The sequence below is a fragment of the Paenibacillus sp. BIC5C1 genome (assembly GCF_032399705.1).
In the GTDB taxonomy this organism is placed as follows: domain Bacteria; phylum Bacillota; class Bacilli; order Paenibacillales; family Paenibacillaceae; genus Paenibacillus; species Paenibacillus taichungensis_A.
Genome location: NZ_CP135922.1, coordinates 2,912,576 through 2,930,295, shown reverse-complemented (window position 1 = coordinate 2,930,295; position 17,720 = coordinate 2,912,576). Strand labels below are relative to the sequence as shown.

Sequence of the window (17,720 nt, the reverse complement as noted above, 5' to 3'; positions counted from 1 at the left end):
GACCCTCGCCCTGTGTACACTTTCGGCCTGCGAGGTTATACGAAATGAAATATGCACTTGTTTTGTTTGCGATTCGTGTGTGACGACTTTTCATATATTACATGGGAGGTGAGGTGGTGTCAACCCTGATTCACAATTTAAATTTTTTTAATTCAAATTTAAGGTAAAGAACATGCGTCATTACGTCATTTCACAGATGAAGAATCCCATGTTAACGTTTGCTGCAATCCTTCTTTGAGACCATTTAAATCCAATCCGTCCACTGCAAATGCCTCTCGGATCAATGGAGGAGCCACGAATTCATCATATTTACCAAGATACGGCGCTTCATCTTCTGAAAGCAACGTAGATGCGTCTTTTGCTGATCGACATTCACTCATGATCTCGGCCAAAAGTGTACGACCATCCACTTTGCCTGACACGACAAAATAATATGGCTCCATAGGTACAACAGATCGCAAGGCGAGCTTGTCAGACAAATTTTGCTTCATCAAACGCTCCAGTGTGCGGAAAGATTTGCTTCCCACCCAAGGTAATACATACAAGGAATCTCCTCCAGCTGGAATGACAACCTGCTTCAGTAAACCACTTTCACGAGCAAGTCGACGGGCGCGTTCCAATCGATTTACCGCTTGCGGTGACAGGTAGGGATATATCACCGTGTCTGAAAGTACTTCACGCATTTTCTGGACAACCGACGTGTGAATGTCCCCACCCGCACCCAGCCACAACGTATCCACTTTACCTTTGGCCGCCTTCACATACACAGATTTATGCTTATGATCGACCTCTTCCACTTTCCACAGTTTCCCGGCAAGAGAGAAACAGTATCCAGGTGGCGGCACGGTTGTAATCGACCCGATCTCCTCGGAACCGTTCAGCACTTTGTGCTCTTCATCATCTTTGAACACCGCGTAAAAGCGATAGTTATTCACGGTTTTCTCACCCGTAAGCCCAATGATTAACGTTCGATCTTCAGTCCACTGCAGATGATCGGTCTCAATCAGATAATTCAGAAAAAGCTGATATTGATCTGCACGAATCTGCGCGAATGGTGCGAGCGAAAGTATAGCCTCAGCCAATTCTTTGGGTTCAGCCTCCCCCATGCTTTTCAGCATGCTCATCGTCTGATGGTAGAGCACCCCCATCGGCATCTTACGGGCCTCAAGTGGTTCAACCCACTTGCTCTTTACATACAGTTCAATAACAGCAATCGCTCGCATGAGTGTCCATGGCATTCGAGCAGGCAATTGAGCTTCCTCATCCTCTTCTTCCGGACATACAAATAGCATCTCGGAAGCCATATCCTCACGCCTGCCTGACCTTCCAAGGCGCTGAACAAAACTCGATGCACTATAAGGTGCTCCAAGCTGTACAACCCGCTCCAGTTCACCCAGGTCAATCCCCAGTTCCAACGTTACGGTAGCCGCAGCTACTGCTGGCCCTGATCCGGTTCGTAAGGCGGCTTCGGTCTCTTCTCTCAGCATCGCGGATATGCTCCCATGATGAACATGGAATACATCCCGCTCCTGTCTCCGTGCGGCGACACGCCGCATCTCAAGTATAGTGACTTCTGCATCCGTCCGACTATTGGTGAATATCAAAGCTTTTTTGCGATGTGTACTCTCATAGATGAAGTCGTAATAGACTTTACGTGCATTATGCAGATGTTCTGCCTGCTCTTCATCCCGTGCATCCGGGAACGAAAAATGCTCCACCCTTAGACGTAGCTTGCGTCCACCCGGGGAAGAAACCACATCCACCCCCTGGTTAGTTCCAGCAGCGAGCCAGGCTGTAGCAGCATCATAATCACTTAATGTCGCAGATAACCCCACTCTTCTCGGTTTACATCCAGCCATACGTTCAATTCGCGCCAGCTCGCTCAACACCTGAATGCCACGATCCGCTCCCATGAATGCATGAACCTCGTCTATAATGACATACCGCAGATCATGAAATAATGCCGGAATGGCATTGGGACGATTCATCAGCAGACCTTCCAGTGATTCAGGCGTAATCTGAAGCACACCGGAGGGGCTTCGCATGAGTCGTGTTTTCTCTGCCTGGGGCACATCTCCATGCCAGTGCCATACCGGAATATTCCCCTCGGACAACAAGTCCTTTAGTCGCTCGAATTGGTCATTAATCAGTGCCTTAAGCGGCCCGATGTACAAGATACCCACGGATTTGGAGGGCCGTTCATGCAGCTCGGTTAGTGCTGGAAAAAAAGCCGCCTCCGTCTTGCCGGAGGCAGTGCCTGCTGCAATCAGCATATGATGCGCGGTATGAAAACAAATGTTGCACGCTTCAATCTGTGCAGGCCGAAGGGATTCCCATCGTTTTTTATAAATAAATTCCTGTACAAAAGGAGCCAGTCGATAGAAAGGGTTCTCACTCATAATTCAAACTCCGCCAGAAAATCATCCAGATCATCAGCAGATGATGAATCCATTCCTTTCCCTGCTTCCTGCGGTTTGACTGCTCGCTCACCAAGCAATTGAGCATAGGTTACTTCGGGATTCTGATGGAGCGTATGCAACACATCCATGAAGTCCCGCACCACTTCACGTGTGGTCAGTAATTCATCCGCGCCGAGCCGGTTGACCGCTGTTTGCATAAAATCAACTAAATCCTCATCCGTTAGACTTGCAGTATATCCAAAATGCAGAGCATGAATCTGACGCAGCTTCTGCAAAAGAATCAAAATCTCTTCATGGGACAACATTGAAAGTTTCAAGATCGGTCCGGTATAATTCGCGTATTCTCTTGCTGCATAGCGCCCATCGATGAGTCTGGAGCGAAGTGCTTCATAACTGAATAGTCCGCGTCTTTCATCCTCCACGAATTGTGGTGTACCGCCCACAAAAATGCCGAGGTGTTCTGCTTTGCCCTGCATCGTATCATTGAACATGGTAAGCAACTTCTCGTAGTTGCTTTGCCGGGATATACTGTTTGTAATTTTGTACAGATTAACCGCTTCATCTATGAACAACAGCAGTCCTTTGTAACCGATCCGTGCCGTAAATTCGGACCATAATTTGAAGTAGTCATACCAGTTATCATCATCAATGATGACGCCGACAGCCAGCTCTTTCTTGGCTTCCGTCTTGGTTGCGAATTCCCCTCTCAACCAGCGCAGCGCCGCCTGTTTTCGGTCATCATCCTCCAATTTATAGCCGTTCCAGTACGAAGCCAACACCTTGGCAAAATCGAATCCATGCACCAAATTCTGCATTTCGTTTGTCACCGCATAGATCTGCTTCTCGACTTCGGCAGGAAGAGCCGGATCATCCGGGCGCAATCCCTGACTTTGCATCGCTTGCTGCTGAAGACCAGCGATCCACTTCTGCAAAATCGGTTCCAGTGCACCGCCATCTGGTCGTGTACGAGTAGACAGACGAGTCATCAGCTCACGATAGGTTGCGAGCCCCTGACCTTTGGTTCCCACCAGTCTGCGCTCAGGTGACAAGTCACCGTCCGCCACCACGAATTCCCGATCCATCGCATAGTTACGAATCATCTGCAACAGAAAACTTTTCCCGCTCCCATACCTCCCTGTAATAAGCTTAAACGCTGCCCCGCCTTCTGCAATATTGTCCATATCTCGCAAAATCGCGTCCACTTCAGACTTCCGACCAACTGCAATCTGCTCCAGTCCGATTCGTGGCACAACGCCCGCGGTCAACGAATTCACTAGTGCGGTAGTCAGCCGCTTCGGTATTTTAAGTTCTGCCACTGCCTAATCACCTCTTCACATGTTCAAACACATTCATATAATCCGAAACTATACGATCACCATCAATGAGAAGGTCAACAATCGTTTCCATGGCCACATCATTAATTTCATCCAACAGGAGTGCAGGCATCGTTCCATATTGCTCAGCCACCCGCATCAGCTCCGTATCCGGTTTGACACCAAGCAAGGCATAAATTGCCTGTACATGCTGCGGAGATAGCATTTCAGAGAACTGTAACCACTCTTCATCCAAGTCAGCAGAAAAATCCGCCTCCCATTGTAATGATATTGGCTCGTTATTCCCGTTTTCTTGGACTCCGTCAGTTTCAAGCGCTCCCTCAAAGCCAACCTCCGATTGGTTAGACTCCTCAGCTCTTTCAGCTTCATCCGTTGAATAATGAATGGCCATAGGCGCTTGGCTAGTCACATTGTTCGCATCTTCATCTTCGGTGATATGATTTTCCTCGATCATGAGTGCTCTGCGCACATATTCGCTTTCCTGTTGCAGCGATGCAAGTTTCCCCGCATCAATTCGGACTATCGGTTGCTCCACTACTGGTACTTTCTCGACTGCAAAGGCCTTGTCCAGGTAACGTTCAATCACGTTTGCTAGCTCTGGTTCAAGGGTCTTTCCACGAAGTCGCCCTCTGAAACCGAGCAGTTCACGGCATTTATTTTCCGTGCATCGAAAAACTCGAGTTACAAACTGAATAAAATCTGCATGCTCTCCAATCGGAACATATGTTATTCGAACCGATTTTCCATAAATGGATTCATCATATACGGCTTTTCGAAACAGCGTACGTTCGATAACTCTCTCATGATTTAGCTCAAACTGATCCAATATGCCGACCTTGCGTGTACGCAGCAGATAAGAATCCAACAAAGCCATGACTCGGGGAATGTATTGTTCCAGAACCTTCATGCCGCCATCCCTGTAAAATTTGCTGAGCGTAATGTCGTAGTCATAATATCTTTGTAACAACTTCAGCGAGATTTCCGATATATTGCTGCTCAAGAGCCGTTGCAACTCCATATCCAGAATCTCCGGTGGCAAAAAACCACTCGAAAGCTCCACTATCTCGGATAATGACATGTTCAACTCATGTACGAGATCATAATCAATAATCCATTCCTGCATGTACATATCCAACTGCGGAAGCCGTTCACGATAGTTCATCCATAGTTGTTTTAATTGCTCGTAGCCTGCCTGTGGTTCCTGCCAACCAATTCCGTTAATCAGCTCATAAATATGCACAAACAGATAGGACAGATCCGTGTCAGGGAAACGGCCTTGCCGGACTTCAGTCCTCCAATACATATACCACTTGCGCTGGGGTTCGTTCATTACACCATAGGTCGGCCAATAACTCATAAAAGGAACCCAGGGAGCCTGCTCCCCTTCCACTTCAATGAGTTGCCTTGCTTCCTCTACAAACCTTTTCTCCGAAGACAATATGCCACCAGGTAATTTTATATCAAAATCAGCACGGACAATCGTTGAACGATCAGGAACCGGGACTGCCGCTATTATGGGTTCTTCGCACAGATCTATCTCTATAAACTCCAGTTGTCTTGAATCCTCTTTCATTGAATTCCGTTTCACCGTCCTCCACGTGTGAATACGAACAAGTGTATCCATATTGTTCATTATAACACTTGTCCTGGGCCTGCGGTGATGAAAATAATAGTTTCCTTATTAACAGAAAAAAGAAAGACATTCAAACTGATATCCAGTTTAAATGCCTTCCCACTATACCATTTTGCTTCATCCTTTACAGCAAGGTTAGTACAACCTTATATCATACCATGATAGCCCGATTTTTCCCGTCACTCTTGGCTTGAGCAAGGGCTAGGCTGGCTTTTTCAATCAGATTCGACACCATCAGCGTCTCTTCAGGAACCATTACCGAACCGCCAACGCTAACCGTGACCACTTCACTTGGACTGGACAGATCACTCTGAATTTGAAGTGCAAGCACATGTTGTCTGATTTCTTCGGCAAGCTCCGCTGAACGTTCCGATGTTGCATTCTTCAGTTTCAACATGAAGGTTCCTCCCCGAAGGCGGGAGATGACGCCATCATTCTGTTCACTGACCACCGTCAGCACTTCTCCAATCCACTGCAGGCACAGATCGCCACCTTGAAGTCCATAAGATGCATTATATGAACGGAAATCATCGATATCTATAATAAACAGTCCCAAACTGCATTTCTCTTGCAAACATTCATTCCAATCATCCTGAAGCTGGGATTGGAATATGGTCTGAAGCGGCATGTCTGTTAACGGATCTGTGTTGAGATAGTTCTGGAGTTGACTTGTTGTCTCCGTATAATGTTCCTGATCAGGATGAGATGTCCCACTGTTAAGAAGAACCATCACAGATGGTTTGCCAGCATGTGTAACAGAAGCCAGTGTAATCTCAAGCAGTAAGGACATGCCAGTTGCTGTGATGAAGTATGCCTGGTTGGTAAACAAACGCGTATTGTTGAGATTCAGTTCCTCCAGATTTTGCTGCAAAATCGTTCTCGTCTTGTCAGGCACAAATCCCCTGAAATCCTTGCCGATGAGAGCTTTGGAACTTTCATAACCAAGCAGTTCAGCTGCCTTGTTATTGCAATAAATGATGAATCCATCCGTCAACGTAAAAAAGGCAACCGGTGAAAACTCCATCAACTGCAAGTAGCGCTGTTCATTTTGCCGCAAAATACGTGCGTTCTGCAATGCCTGCTCCTCTGCCTGAACCAGTTGGTTCTCTGTCTGACGGCGTACGATGCTTTTGAGCAATGGCAGCACATTCAGCTCCTTCGTTGTCCAAGGATAAGAGGTGGATTGTACGACCTCTCTCCATTTCTCGAAGGATTTTCGTGGAGACAAACGCATGCCATCATCGGTTTTGATCACCGCTTTGGCTGGATCACCTGCCCAATCCACAAGCTGAACCACCTCAGGGCGGAACCAGATGATGTAATGATGCTGCCCAGGGGATATGGCAACATAAACAATACCCGATGCTTTTTCCTTGTAAGCTTGGGCAGGATCATACTCCAAACTCAGCTTGGAAGTATGATAACTGTAATCTTCCGATTTGCCCGCCAGCCATGCTGCCAATTCGCGTACTTGCTCCCGTGTCGGCGTATCGCCATATAATAGCAGCTTGTCCTGATAACAGATCGCAGCTCCCGAAGCATCCATAAGACTCAGTAAGGTCTGCTCTTCGCCCTGCAATTCTTCAATAATCCTCGCTGGACTTGTATTCCCAATAAAAATATTAGCAATTTGGGTAGCCGCTTCACGTGACCTGATCTCAGCTTGATATTCATCCAGCTGCTGACGTTGAAACAGTTCACTTGAGAAGAAGGAACCCAGGAAGTTACACAAGTTACGAACACGATGGGGTATATATCTGGCTGAATAGTGATGACATGTAATCAGGCCCCACAGCTGGTTGTCATGGATCAGAGAGATGGTTACGGTTGCACCAACACCCATGTTCTGCAAATACTCAATGTGCAGAGGGGATACACTGCGCAGAACCGACAAGCTCAAATTAAGCGGTTTGCCCGTCAAAGGTTGAAGCAAGGGAACGATCTCGACAGGTGTATAATTCACGTTCACGATGGTGCGCAACCAATTGCGCAGATACAATTCCCGTGCCTGTTTGGGAATATCAGACGCCGGGTAATGGTGTCCGAGAAAAGGTTCAAGCTCTTCCTCACGCGCTTCAGCGATGACCTTCCCATTCCATTGTTCGTCAAATTCATAGATCATGACCCGATCATAGCCTAGCATTTCTTTCACTTGCTCGGCAGCAATCTGACTCGCCTCGACCCGATTATCAGTACTTTTAAGTCGGCTGAAGAAGCTGGAAATCCACTCAAAATCATTACCTTCCATATCTCCATTTTCATAGGAAGGTTCCATTTCCAAAATTAACAGGCCTTCACTCTCATGAATGACTGTTGTGAAGACCTGAGCATTTCCAGATATGTTAATCGTAAGATCCATATATTGCAGGTCTGATGTTACAGATGCACTGAAGGTGCGTGCCAGTACCTGCCTTATATTATCCTTGCCAATCAGATGTTCGAGTGGAAGGCCCAGCACCTCTTGCGTAGAAAGACCGAGATGTTCCTCCGTATTTTGGCTGCATTGTACAATAGTCGGTATATTGTTGGTGCTCACAGCCAAGAGCACACCATGAGGTTGAATGAAGCCGGGGATATGAATAGGTTCTTTGTCGCAATTGTTTAGATCAATTGGATCATTGGTGTACGTACCCTGATTGAGCAATGTACGGTTAAGCAAATTATTTTCTTTCTTGGACTTCGATTCGGGCATAGCCTGAAAAATCCCCTCTCATGATGTGATAACTCTTATTCTCAACTTACAACTGATCTGTATTTGTATTTGTATTGATCCATTGATCAAGTAATCGGAACGTTTCCGAGGCCGTGTGCACCATGATGTCGTGATCTTCTTCCTCCGTGATGGATTGACGCAGTAGTTCTGTGAACTCCGCCCATCTCGTTCTGGTTTCCGTACCATAGGCATTAAAATATTCCAGCCCCCGATCTGCATCAATCGGCAGGAACTGTGACAAACGTTTGGTCATGATCTGACCTCCGTTCGTAGATCCTTCAATGACGTATAAATAACCGAACAACCTTGCAGGTGTCGAGATATCAGGAAGATCCTTACATAAAGGAACCTGGCTGATTTCCTCTTCACTGGCGCCGAGATTTCGCAGGTCATTTTCAAGCAAGTTCGCTTTTCCTCTAATCCCGATATCCAGTCCTGTACTGCTCCAGAAAGGCTGCTGTACAGCTTGATTTTCCAATGGTTTCAGGAACCCGTAAAATTTCTCCAGATATTTCTTATACTCTCCCAAGCTAACGGTTTGATTCATAATCGCCTTGGCATACTCGTTCTGTTCCACTTGTCTGTGATAATGAGCTGTCTCACTCTTCAGACGTTCCATAATGGTACTGGCTGTCATGTAATCATCGCCCTTCTATGTCGGATCTCTTCATCAGAATTAAGACTTATACTTAACTAAATGTTAGTGTAGGTTTGAATGGATAACCCATTTCATCTAGATAAAGACTCTATGTAAGTATACTTTTTCTTGTAGGAGAAAACTATATGAATCCAGCATCGTTACATTTTGAATACGACTGTTCGTTGTTATATTAACCAGCTACCTATCATCGATTCCACAGCTGTCCGCCCTTCTTTTCTTTCAACAGGAAAAAGTCCATATCTATGATGCTGTTCATCCATCAACATGATAAACTGTGCATATCCTGTTCTTGGAGGTATGAAGTATATGAATATAACCATTCAACACATAATAGATCACCTAACCGCCGAAGTTGAACTTCCAGAAACCACCGTGGATCAACTGATAACGGGTTCTCCCCACCAAACGGTCACAGGCGTTTTTGTAACTTTTATGCCTACACAACATGTGATTGAGCATGCTATACAACGTGGGGCTAATCTGATTATCGCTCATGAGCCTCCCTTCTATAACCATCATAGTCACACCGACTGGCTGGCTGATGATCCAGTCTATGAAACCAAGAGAAAGCTGATTGAGAACGGCAAAATTGCAATCTATCGCTGTCATGATGCCATTCATCGCTTTCAGCCTGATGGCATTACGGAAGGATTGGTTCAGGCACTGGGGTGGTCATCTTCTGTGGAACAGAGAAGACCAGAAGCTGATATTCTGTCCTTTCCGGAAGGTATGACAGTTCAGCTTATTGCGGAACATATTAAACATTCGCTTGGAAGCGAATATGTACGCCTAGCTGGTGATCCAAAGATGATATGCAGACGTGCAGCGATCCTGGTCGGTTTTCGAGGCAACGGCAATCTGACCATTCCCCTTCTTCAGCAAGAAGAGTTGGATTTGATTATCGCAGGTGAAGGATTCGAATGGGAGACACCAGAGTACATACGTGATGCTGTGCAGCAAGGAAAACAAAAAGCTCTTCTCATGATCGGCCATGCCGAAAGTGAGGCCTCCGGGATGAAACTTTTGTCTGAAAGATTGGCTGCTGGTTTCCCGGAATTGTCAGTTCATTATGTTGGTGAGCAACCGGTGTTTCAAGTATTGTGATTTTCAGAATCACGTGCCATCCTGGGTCCTGTCTGGATTTTACGAAGGGTTTATTGTACTCTAAATGCTATAACTTCTGAGCTGAGGACATTTGTCCTTGGCTTTTTGAGTGGATATATCATTTAATAGAAATCGAAGAAGTAATGACGCGACAAGGAGAGTACAACCATGAGAGGAATTATTTTTGCACTATTAGGCGGTGCATGCATTACCCTGCAAGGGGTTGCCAATACCCGAATCAGTACGGACATGGGTACCTGGCAAGCCGCTACGATTACACAACTCACCGGGTTTATATTGGCAGCTCTGATCCTTGTATTCGTGCGGGACATCAACCTGCAAGGATTGAAGCAAGTGAAGCCCATGTACCTGGCGGGAGGCGCGTTTGGTGCAGTAATTATTTTTAGTGAAGTCACGGCAATCCAGCAAATTGGGGTAACTTTTACGATCTCAGCGCTGTTGATTGCACAGCTATTCCTGACCTTTATGGTCGATAGTAACGGATGGTTTGGTGTTGTGAAGCAGAAAATGAAACTACCGCAATTTCTGGGTATAGCATTAATGGTTACGGGCGTCATTATTATGAAGCTGTAGCCAGGTCAACATAAAGACGGGGGTGAAATACATTATGGAAGAATTCCAGAATCAGCATCAATTGTTGCACTATTTGAAGCAGTATCAACTCGAATCGGTATTTCACGAGCCCCTGCGTCCACATATGACGATATGCCACTTCGAGAAGTGCGAATTAATCTGCCGCGAAGGGGAAATGTCCGAATATTTATATGTGCTGGTCGAGGGGAAAGTCAAAATTTTCACGACCTCTCCACAGGATAAAACACTCGTTCTTTGTTTCAAAACACCGCTTGAAATGGTTGGTGATGTCGAGTACGTTCGGGAGAGCGACATCGTGAACACCGTGCAGGCGGTTTCCCCTGTGGTCATGCTGCGCATTCATTATAATTGGTTAGCCGAACTCGCCAGCGATTACGCACCCCTGTTGAAATTTTTGCTCAAAATTATTTCTCACAAGTTTTATATTGATTCGAACCTCTCCAACTTCAACCTGATGTATCCGGTCGAGGTTCGATTAGCCAGCTATCTGCTCTCCATCTCTACTGAAGAAGCGGGGACTGTTGTCCACGAAGAACTGGACGCCTTTAATTTGACAGATATCGCGAATCTGATCGGTACGAGTTATCGGCATTTGAATCGGGTGATTCAGAAGCTGTGTGCAGATGGATTAATCATGCGGGATCAGGGCTTTATTATGGTCAAAGATCGGGCAGGTCTGGCAGAAGTGGCGGGTCACAACATCTATGAATAAGGAGATCTCTATCCTATGATCATTACAGGTATTTTGCTTGCGTTACTGGCAGGTTCTCTTGTCAGTCTGCAGACCATCTTTAATAGTAAGGTAAATGAACGTACCGGCTCGTGGTCCACGACAACGATGGTGCTTTTCACCGGGTTTATTGCATCATTTCTGATTTCTCTAGTGGTGGAGGGAAAAAATACGTTCAGCTTCCAACATATGCAGCCCTGGTACTGGCTTAGCGGAGCCATCGGTGTTGGGGTTGTCTTCTGTCTCGTTCAGGGGATGAAACTGCTTGGTCCCACATTTGCTATCTCCATCGTACTTACATCCCAGTTAAGTTTCGCCTTGCTTTTTGATTCCATGGGATGGCTTGGACTGGAGCAGATCCCATTCTCGTGGAACCAGCTTCTTGGCGTTCTTGTCATCGTTGGCGGTATTGTGTTATTCAAGTTTGGCGGTAGCAAATCGGCAAAATCAAAAAAATCTCCGGGTGCATTGCAATCCGACTCATAGGAGAAAATAAAAAGAGTGTCTGTCCAATCCGTTGATTGGCTAGACACTCTTTTTGGCAATCGAACCACGTTTCGCTTAATACGCTTAAACGAACTCTACGTTGTGGTACACTTGCTGCACATCTTCAAGGTCCTCAAGCGCATCGATCAGTTTCTCGAACTGGGCTTGTGCGTCCTCTGGAAGTTCAATGTGGTTTTGCGCAAGCATCGTCAGCTCGGCTACGGTAAACTCAGTCACACCCGCCGCTTTGAACGCTTCCTGTACAGCGTGGAATTGATCCGGTTCTGCATATACGATCACAGCATCGTCTTCGTCCACGATATCACGTACATCCACATCTGCTTCAAGCAGAAGTTCCAGTACTTCCTCGGAGTTTTTGCCTTCTATCCCGATTACCGCTGTAGGATCAAACATATAAGCAACTGATCCGCTTACACCCATATTGCCCGCGTTTTTGTTAAATGCAGAGCGCACTTCCGGTGCAGTACGGTTCACATTATTGGTGAGCGCATCCACGATAACCATGGCACCATTGGGCCCGAATCCTTCATAACGCAGTTCTTCATAATTTTCGTCCCCGCTGCCTTTTGCCTTTTCCATGGCACGGTCAATAATGGCTTTGGGTACGTTATACGTTTTGGCACGTTCCAGCACGACTTTCAGTGCGCGGTTCGCTTCCGGGTCCGGTTCGCCTTTCTTGGCAGCTACATAAATCTCAACGCCGAATTTAGCATAGACCCGGCTAGTATTTGCATCTTTTGAAGCTTTTTTTTCTTTAATATTATTCCACTTACGACCCATATCGTTTCCGCTCACTTTCAACATATAATCTGCTTTCTACTTTGTCATTATATCTTGTTGGGCGTACTTCAACAAGTTTAGACTCACGAAAAAATGGTAAAAGGCAAGTCGATTTCACCTCGCCACGTTCAGACATCCCAAAAAGAAACGATCCAAAAACGTCAAAGAAGCAATTCCCAAGGGAATGCTTCTCTCACGAATTTATCTAATTAGGCATGAAACTGCTGACCATCCAGCACTTCAGGCACATAACCAGCACGAATGACGAAATCTCCAAAATGCTCACCATCATTGCGTTCTTTGGCGTACTGATTCACCATCGGAGTCAATGTATCCAAGATTTCGGATTCGCCAATATTTTCTTTGTACAATTTGTTCAAGCGATGCCCGGTAAAACTTCCGCCGAGATACATATTGTATTTTCCTGGAGCTTTGCCGATAAACGAGATCTCGGCCAGCATCGGTCTTGCACAGCCGTTCGGGCAACCCGTCATACGAATAACAATCTCTTCGTCTCTCAGCCCCGCTTCGTCCAGAACAGGCTCCAGCTTGTCGATCAGGGAAGGCAGATACCGTTCGGATTCCGCCATGGCAAGACCACAAGTCGGAAGCGCCACACAAGCCATAGAACTTCTGCGAAGCGCCGAGTAGTGAGCACCATCAGTCAGATTGTATTGCTCAATCAGTGCCTCAATCTTTTTCTTCTTCTGGCTGCTGATGTTCCCGATAATGAGATTCTGATTAGCTGTCAGACGGAAATCTCCGGTATGGATTTTGGCAATTTCACGCAAACCTGTCATGAGCGGATAACCGTCCACATCCTTCACACGTCCATTTTGAATGAACAAGGTGTAGTGCCATCTGCCGTTGCTGCCTTTCACCCAACCGTAACGATCTCCATTATGTTCAAAATGGAATTCGCGCGCCGTATCCAGCTTCCAGCCGAGACGACTCGTCAGTTCTTCCACAAACCAGGCAAGGCCGCGGTCATCGATTGTATATTTGAAACGGGCATGTTTACGCACTGCACGATCCCCGTAATCACGTTGAATCATAACCGTCTTCTCCGCAACATCAATCATTTGCTCTGGTGTACAGAAACCAATGACCTTGGAGACCTGCGGATAAGTCTTCGGATCACCATGAGACATCCCCATACCACCGCCGACAGAAACGTTAAAGCCTTGCAGCTTGCCGTTCTCTACAATAGCGATGAATCCGAGATCCTGCGAAAACACATCTACATCATTGGATGGTGGAACAGCAATCCCGATTTTGAATTTACGCGGCAAATACACTTTGCCATAAATCGGTTCTACTTCTTCATCCGTGTCCTGTGAATCAATAATTTTCTCTCCATCCAGCCACAGCTCGTGATAAGCACGAGTGCGTGGATCCAGGTGATTACTCACCTGGCATGCCCATTCATATACTTCAGCATGAATATCCGATTGGTCCGGGTTCGGGTTGCACATGACGTTCCGGTTGACGTCACCACATGCAGCAAGGGTGCTGAGCAACGAATCGTTTACTTCACGAATAGTATTTTTGAGGTCCCATTTGAGCACACCATGCAGTTGAAATGATTGGCGCGTCGTCAGACGAATGGTCTCATTCGCATATTTATGCGCTACACGATCCATCATCAGCCACTGTTCGGGTGTAACAATTCCTCCGGAAGCACGCACACGCAACATGAATTGGTAGGCAGGCTCCAGCTTGGATTTATTCCGCTCATTACGCAGGTCGCGATCGTCTTGCATATAACTGCCGTGATGTTTCATCAGACGGTTATCGTCCTCAGGAATCGCACCACTGATCCGATCCGCCAACGTTTCAGTCAGACTTCCGCGCAAGTAGTCACTTTTGATCTTTATATCTTCCACATCGCTGTTCGTGCGCTGCGGGTTAAGTAAGTTATTATAAGCCATGCTGCTTTCTCCTCTCGTATCTCCGGGATGCCTTATACGGCATATGGTCTGTAATTAATACACATCCCGCTGATAACGTTTTTCCTGTTGCAACCGTGTCAGATATTCCGCTGCCTGTTCAGATGTTAGGCCACCCTCTTGTTCAAGAATGGTTGCAAGTGCAGCATGAACATCATGTGCCATTCGTTTCTCGTCACCACAGATATATAGAACTGCACCTTCCTGTAGCCACTGATACAGCTCTTTGCTGTGTTCCAGCATTCGATGCTGCACATATACTTTCTCTTCTGCATCACGGGAAAACGCGACATCCATTTTCGTAAGAACGCCGTCCTTGAGCCAGCGCTGCCATTCGGTCTGATAAAGGAAATCGGTGGAGAAATGCTGATCACCGTAGAACAGCCACGACTTGCCTTCTGCCCCCGTCTCTTCACGCTCTCCAAGGAAGGATCTGAACGGAGCTACACCTGTACCTGGTCCAACCATGATAATTGGAGCATCCGGGTTCTCCGGCAGTTTGAAGTTTGGATTTTGCTGAATGAATACAGGCAATGTATCACCTAATTCGACTCGTTCAGCGAGATGAACAGAGCATACACCATAGCGCTCTCTACCACGTGATTCGTAACGTACTGAACGAACGGTAAGATGAACTTCATCCGGGAAAGACTTCGAACTGCTTGCGATCGAATATAGACGTGCCGGGATTTTACGAAGCACAGCTACGAACGATGCAGCCGGAATACCTTTAAGCCCATAATCCTGTACCAGATCCAGCAAATCACAGCTGTTCATGACCTTGCGGAATTCCGAATCATCTGCAAGCAGTGCGGGTAAGCCGCTACCCGGGCTCAGCTTTGCCAGCTGCTCCACAACGGGTCTTGTGACAGCAGTTATTTCGAAGTAACGCAATAATGCTTCACGTACAGAAACCTGGTCTCCACGTTTATTAACCGTAACTCGCTCATCCGCATTCCATTCCATGGCAGCGATCAGTTCATCGACCAGACGTGGATGATTCTCAGGGAATACACCGAGGCTGTCGCCCGGCTCGTAATCCAGGTTGGAGCCTTCCAGAGACAATTCGATATGACGCGTCTCGCGGTCCGACCCTCTGCCGTTCAAGTTGAGATTTTCCAGCACTTCTGCCTTGAATGGATTGGTCCGGTTGAACTCGGAATCACCGCTGCTTACTGCTGCTCCAACCGCTTCACTGGTTACCACTCCCGCAGCAGCAGACGTACTGCTGAGTGAAGCAAGCACATTATTCATCCACTCTGCAGCCGCTTCATCAAAATCAACATCACAGTCCACACGTGGTACAAGCGCTGTTCCGCCAAGTTCCTGCAAACGTATGTCAAAATCCTTTCCTGTCTTACAGAAGAACTCATACGAAGTATCTCCTAGTGCCAATACGGAGTAACGCAATCCCTCGAGCTTCGGAGCCCGTTTGCTATGCAGGAATTCATGCAGCGGAATCGCATTATCCGGCGGTTCACCTTCCCCATGGGTGCTGACAATAATGAGAAGATTCTCAACTTTCTTCAGTCCGTTCGGTTTGAAATCTCCCATTGACGACAGGGTCACCTGAAGCCCCTGCTCTTCCAGCTTTTTCGCCAGTTTCTTGGAAAGTCCACTGGAGTTCCCGGTTTGTGATCCAAAGAGTACCGTAACTTCCCTGGACACCGTAGCAGGTGCGCTTTCAGGAGTAGTTCCTGCTGAAGATATAACCTGTTGTTCTACACCAGCAGGTGCAGCTAAAGCCGCATATCCCTGAATGGCTGTAAGATATCCGCTAAGCCACGTTTTCTGTCCGTTGTTCAATGTAGGAATAAGGCGATTGAGCAGCTCAACCTGTTCCTGATTAAAAGGGCTGTTTGTCACTTGAAGTTCCACTATTTGCCACCTCGCGCATTACGTCAATTTTAATTCCTACTAAAATGATCATATTAATTTCTACTCTCTTGAACCTACCATACCCTATGGTAGGGGTCAATTTCGATGATTTTATGGTATTTATCAGTTTCACTGATAAAGGACAAAAAAACAACAAATACCCTCCACTTCTATTCAGGAAGGTTTTTGTTGTTTTTTTAATTTGGGAGCAGTCTAGTTCGAAGTCGAAAACGGAATATATTCGCTAAAATGATTCTCCAGTACTTTGTTTTTATCTCCATACACTCTGTCCAGATGATTCTCTCCCCACAGACAGATGCGGTCGATGATTGCCTGCAGTGTCAAGCCATACTCGGTCAGCTCATACTCTACCTTGGGCGGAATCTCGGGATGAATAATTCGATGGATGATTTCATTCTTTTCAAGATCACGCAGCTGCTGAGTAAGGACTTTCTGAGTAATGCCAGGGATGGCTCTGCGAAGTTCGCTTGTTCGTTTTTTACCTGATATCAGTTGATGCAAAATAAGAATCCTCCATTTTCCACCGACGAGTTCCAGCATTGCCTGCACACCACTCTCATATCTTTTCAGTTCCTGTTCCACTGGGAATCCCCCTTAAATCTCATTTATGTATGTCCATTATTAAAAGTAACCGAAGAACCTTAAGGTATCTACAGCACTCGAAGGTGCGTACTTCTCAATAAGATGTCATGAAACTTATAATAACATTGGTCAGAACGTTAAACCAAAAAAATGAAGGAAAAAGGATGGTTACTCATACATGAAAATCAAACTGGTCGTTACTCACCCAAGACAGGATTCTCTAACATTTGCTGTGATGAATCGATTTATAGAAGGTATGAAGGAGAATCACCACGAAATTGATATCCTTGATCTGTACCATGATGGATTCGATCCGTTATATAGCGTAGAAGACGAGCGAGATTGGCAAAATCCCGATAAACAACATGCCCCTGTAATTCGCAAAGAGCTGGATCGCGTGCTCGCGGCTGATGCCATTGTTTTTATTTTCCCGGTATGGTGGTACAACGTTCCTTCCATGCTCAAGGCTTACCTGGACAAGGTATGGAATATGGGGCTGCTGAACAAAGCAAACTCCAAAAAGGCACTCTGGATTGCACTAGCTGGAGGAACGGAGGCTTCATTCCATAAGTACGATTATTACAACATGATTTCAAATTATCTGAATAATGGGATTGCGGGTTATGCAGGATTGCAGGAATCCCGAGTCGAGTTTCTCTATGAGACCATATCCGATTCCAAAACGCACATTGAAGGCTTGCTGGAACAAGCGTATCAAATCGGCAGACATTACAAGTGACCTCTGCAATCGGACAGCAGGCTACTTACTCGTTAAGAGTGATTTTACAACTTT

Annotated in this window: 14 protein-coding genes; 5 read left to right on the top strand and 9 right to left on the bottom strand. The window is 46.3% G+C overall.

Translation table 11 applies throughout. The annotated features are described in order from the left end of the window. Positions 1 to 185: 185 nt before the first annotated feature. The 5 genes from RS891_RS13435 to RS891_RS13415 form a co-directional block, all read right to left on the bottom strand. Positions 186 to 2,399 carry a DEAD/DEAH box helicase gene (locus RS891_RS13435; RefSeq protein WP_315795548.1) on the bottom strand — a complete coding sequence of 738 codons (2,214 nt, stop codon included), beginning with the start codon at positions 2,397 to 2,399 and terminating at the stop codon, positions 186 to 188. Further along, the gene (locus tag RS891_RS13430) at positions 2,396 to 3,736 is read right to left on the bottom strand and encodes an ATP-binding protein (protein WP_315795547.1); all 1,341 of its coding nucleotides are present in this window, start codon (positions 3,734 to 3,736) and stop codon (positions 2,396 to 2,398) included. The genes RS891_RS13435 and RS891_RS13430 overlap by 4 nt, the downstream gene beginning before the upstream one ends. Before the next feature lie 7 nt (positions 3,737 to 3,743). Continuing rightward, the gene (locus tag RS891_RS13425; protein WP_315795546.1) at positions 3,744 to 5,387 is read right to left on the bottom strand and encodes a TerB N-terminal domain-containing protein; all 1,644 of its coding nucleotides are present in this window, start codon (positions 5,385 to 5,387) and stop codon (positions 3,744 to 3,746) included. 151 nt (positions 5,388 to 5,538) lie between these two features. Further along, positions 5,539 to 8,079 (bottom strand): diguanylate cyclase domain-containing protein, encoded by a 2,541-nt coding sequence (locus RS891_RS13420; RefSeq protein ID WP_315795545.1) that lies wholly within the window; start codon positions 8,077 to 8,079, stop codon positions 5,539 to 5,541. Positions 8,080 to 8,125: 46 nt separating this feature from the next. Then, complete coding sequence (locus tag RS891_RS13415; RefSeq protein ID WP_113052316.1) at positions 8,126 to 8,737, bottom strand: biliverdin-producing heme oxygenase; 612 nt, start codon at positions 8,735 to 8,737, stop codon at positions 8,126 to 8,128. A gap of 330 nt (positions 8,738 to 9,067) precedes the next feature. On the opposite strand from RS891_RS13415, the gene RS891_RS13410 reads away from it, so the two are divergent. The 4 genes from RS891_RS13410 to RS891_RS13395 all read left to right on the top strand — a co-directional run bounded on the left by RS891_RS13410 (position 9,068) and on the right by RS891_RS13395 (position 11,696). Next, a complete protein-coding gene (locus RS891_RS13410) occupies positions 9,068 to 9,865 on the top strand; it encodes a Nif3-like dinuclear metal center hexameric protein (RefSeq protein ID WP_113052317.1) in 798 nt (265 codons plus the stop codon). Between the two features lie 168 nt (positions 9,866 to 10,033). Further along, positions 10,034 to 10,459 (top strand): DMT family transporter, encoded by a 426-nt coding sequence (locus RS891_RS13405; protein WP_113052318.1) that lies wholly within the window; start codon positions 10,034 to 10,036, stop codon positions 10,457 to 10,459. 34 nt (positions 10,460 to 10,493) lie between these two features. Then, positions 10,494 to 11,192 (top strand): Crp/Fnr family transcriptional regulator, encoded by a 699-nt coding sequence (locus RS891_RS13400; RefSeq protein WP_315795544.1) that lies wholly within the window; start codon positions 10,494 to 10,496, stop codon positions 11,190 to 11,192. Positions 11,193 to 11,210: 18 nt separating this feature from the next. Then, positions 11,211 to 11,696: a DMT family transporter gene (locus tag RS891_RS13395; RefSeq protein WP_063563626.1), complete on the top strand. Its 486-nt coding sequence runs from the start codon at positions 11,211 to 11,213 to the stop codon at positions 11,694 to 11,696. Positions 11,697 to 11,780: 84 nt separating this feature from the next. On the opposite strand, the gene RS891_RS13390 is transcribed toward RS891_RS13395, so the two are convergent. From RS891_RS13390 to RS891_RS13375, 4 genes are all read right to left on the bottom strand, one after another. Next, positions 11,781 to 12,497, bottom strand: coding sequence for a YebC/PmpR family DNA-binding transcriptional regulator (locus RS891_RS13390; RefSeq protein WP_315796303.1), 717 nt, complete (start codon positions 12,495 to 12,497; stop codon positions 11,781 to 11,783). 209 nt (positions 12,498 to 12,706) lie between these two features. Further along, the gene (cysI, locus tag RS891_RS13385; protein ID WP_113052320.1) at positions 12,707 to 14,428 is read right to left on the bottom strand and encodes an assimilatory sulfite reductase (NADPH) hemoprotein subunit; all 1,722 of its coding nucleotides are present in this window, start codon (positions 14,426 to 14,428) and stop codon (positions 12,707 to 12,709) included. A 54-nt stretch (positions 14,429 to 14,482) separates the two neighbouring features. Then, a complete protein-coding gene (locus RS891_RS13380; protein ID WP_315795543.1) occupies positions 14,483 to 16,324 on the bottom strand; it encodes an assimilatory sulfite reductase (NADPH) flavoprotein subunit in 1,842 nt (613 codons plus the stop codon). 213 nt (positions 16,325 to 16,537) lie between these two features. Next, positions 16,538 to 16,927 (bottom strand): winged helix-turn-helix transcriptional regulator, encoded by a 390-nt coding sequence (locus RS891_RS13375; protein ID WP_113052322.1) that lies wholly within the window; start codon positions 16,925 to 16,927, stop codon positions 16,538 to 16,540. Between the two features lie 178 nt (positions 16,928 to 17,105). On the opposite strand from RS891_RS13375, the gene RS891_RS13370 reads away from it, so the two are divergent. Then, complete coding sequence (locus RS891_RS13370) at positions 17,106 to 17,666, top strand: NAD(P)H oxidoreductase (protein ID WP_113052323.1); 561 nt, start codon at positions 17,106 to 17,108, stop codon at positions 17,664 to 17,666. Positions 17,667 to 17,720: the final 54 nt, after the last annotated feature.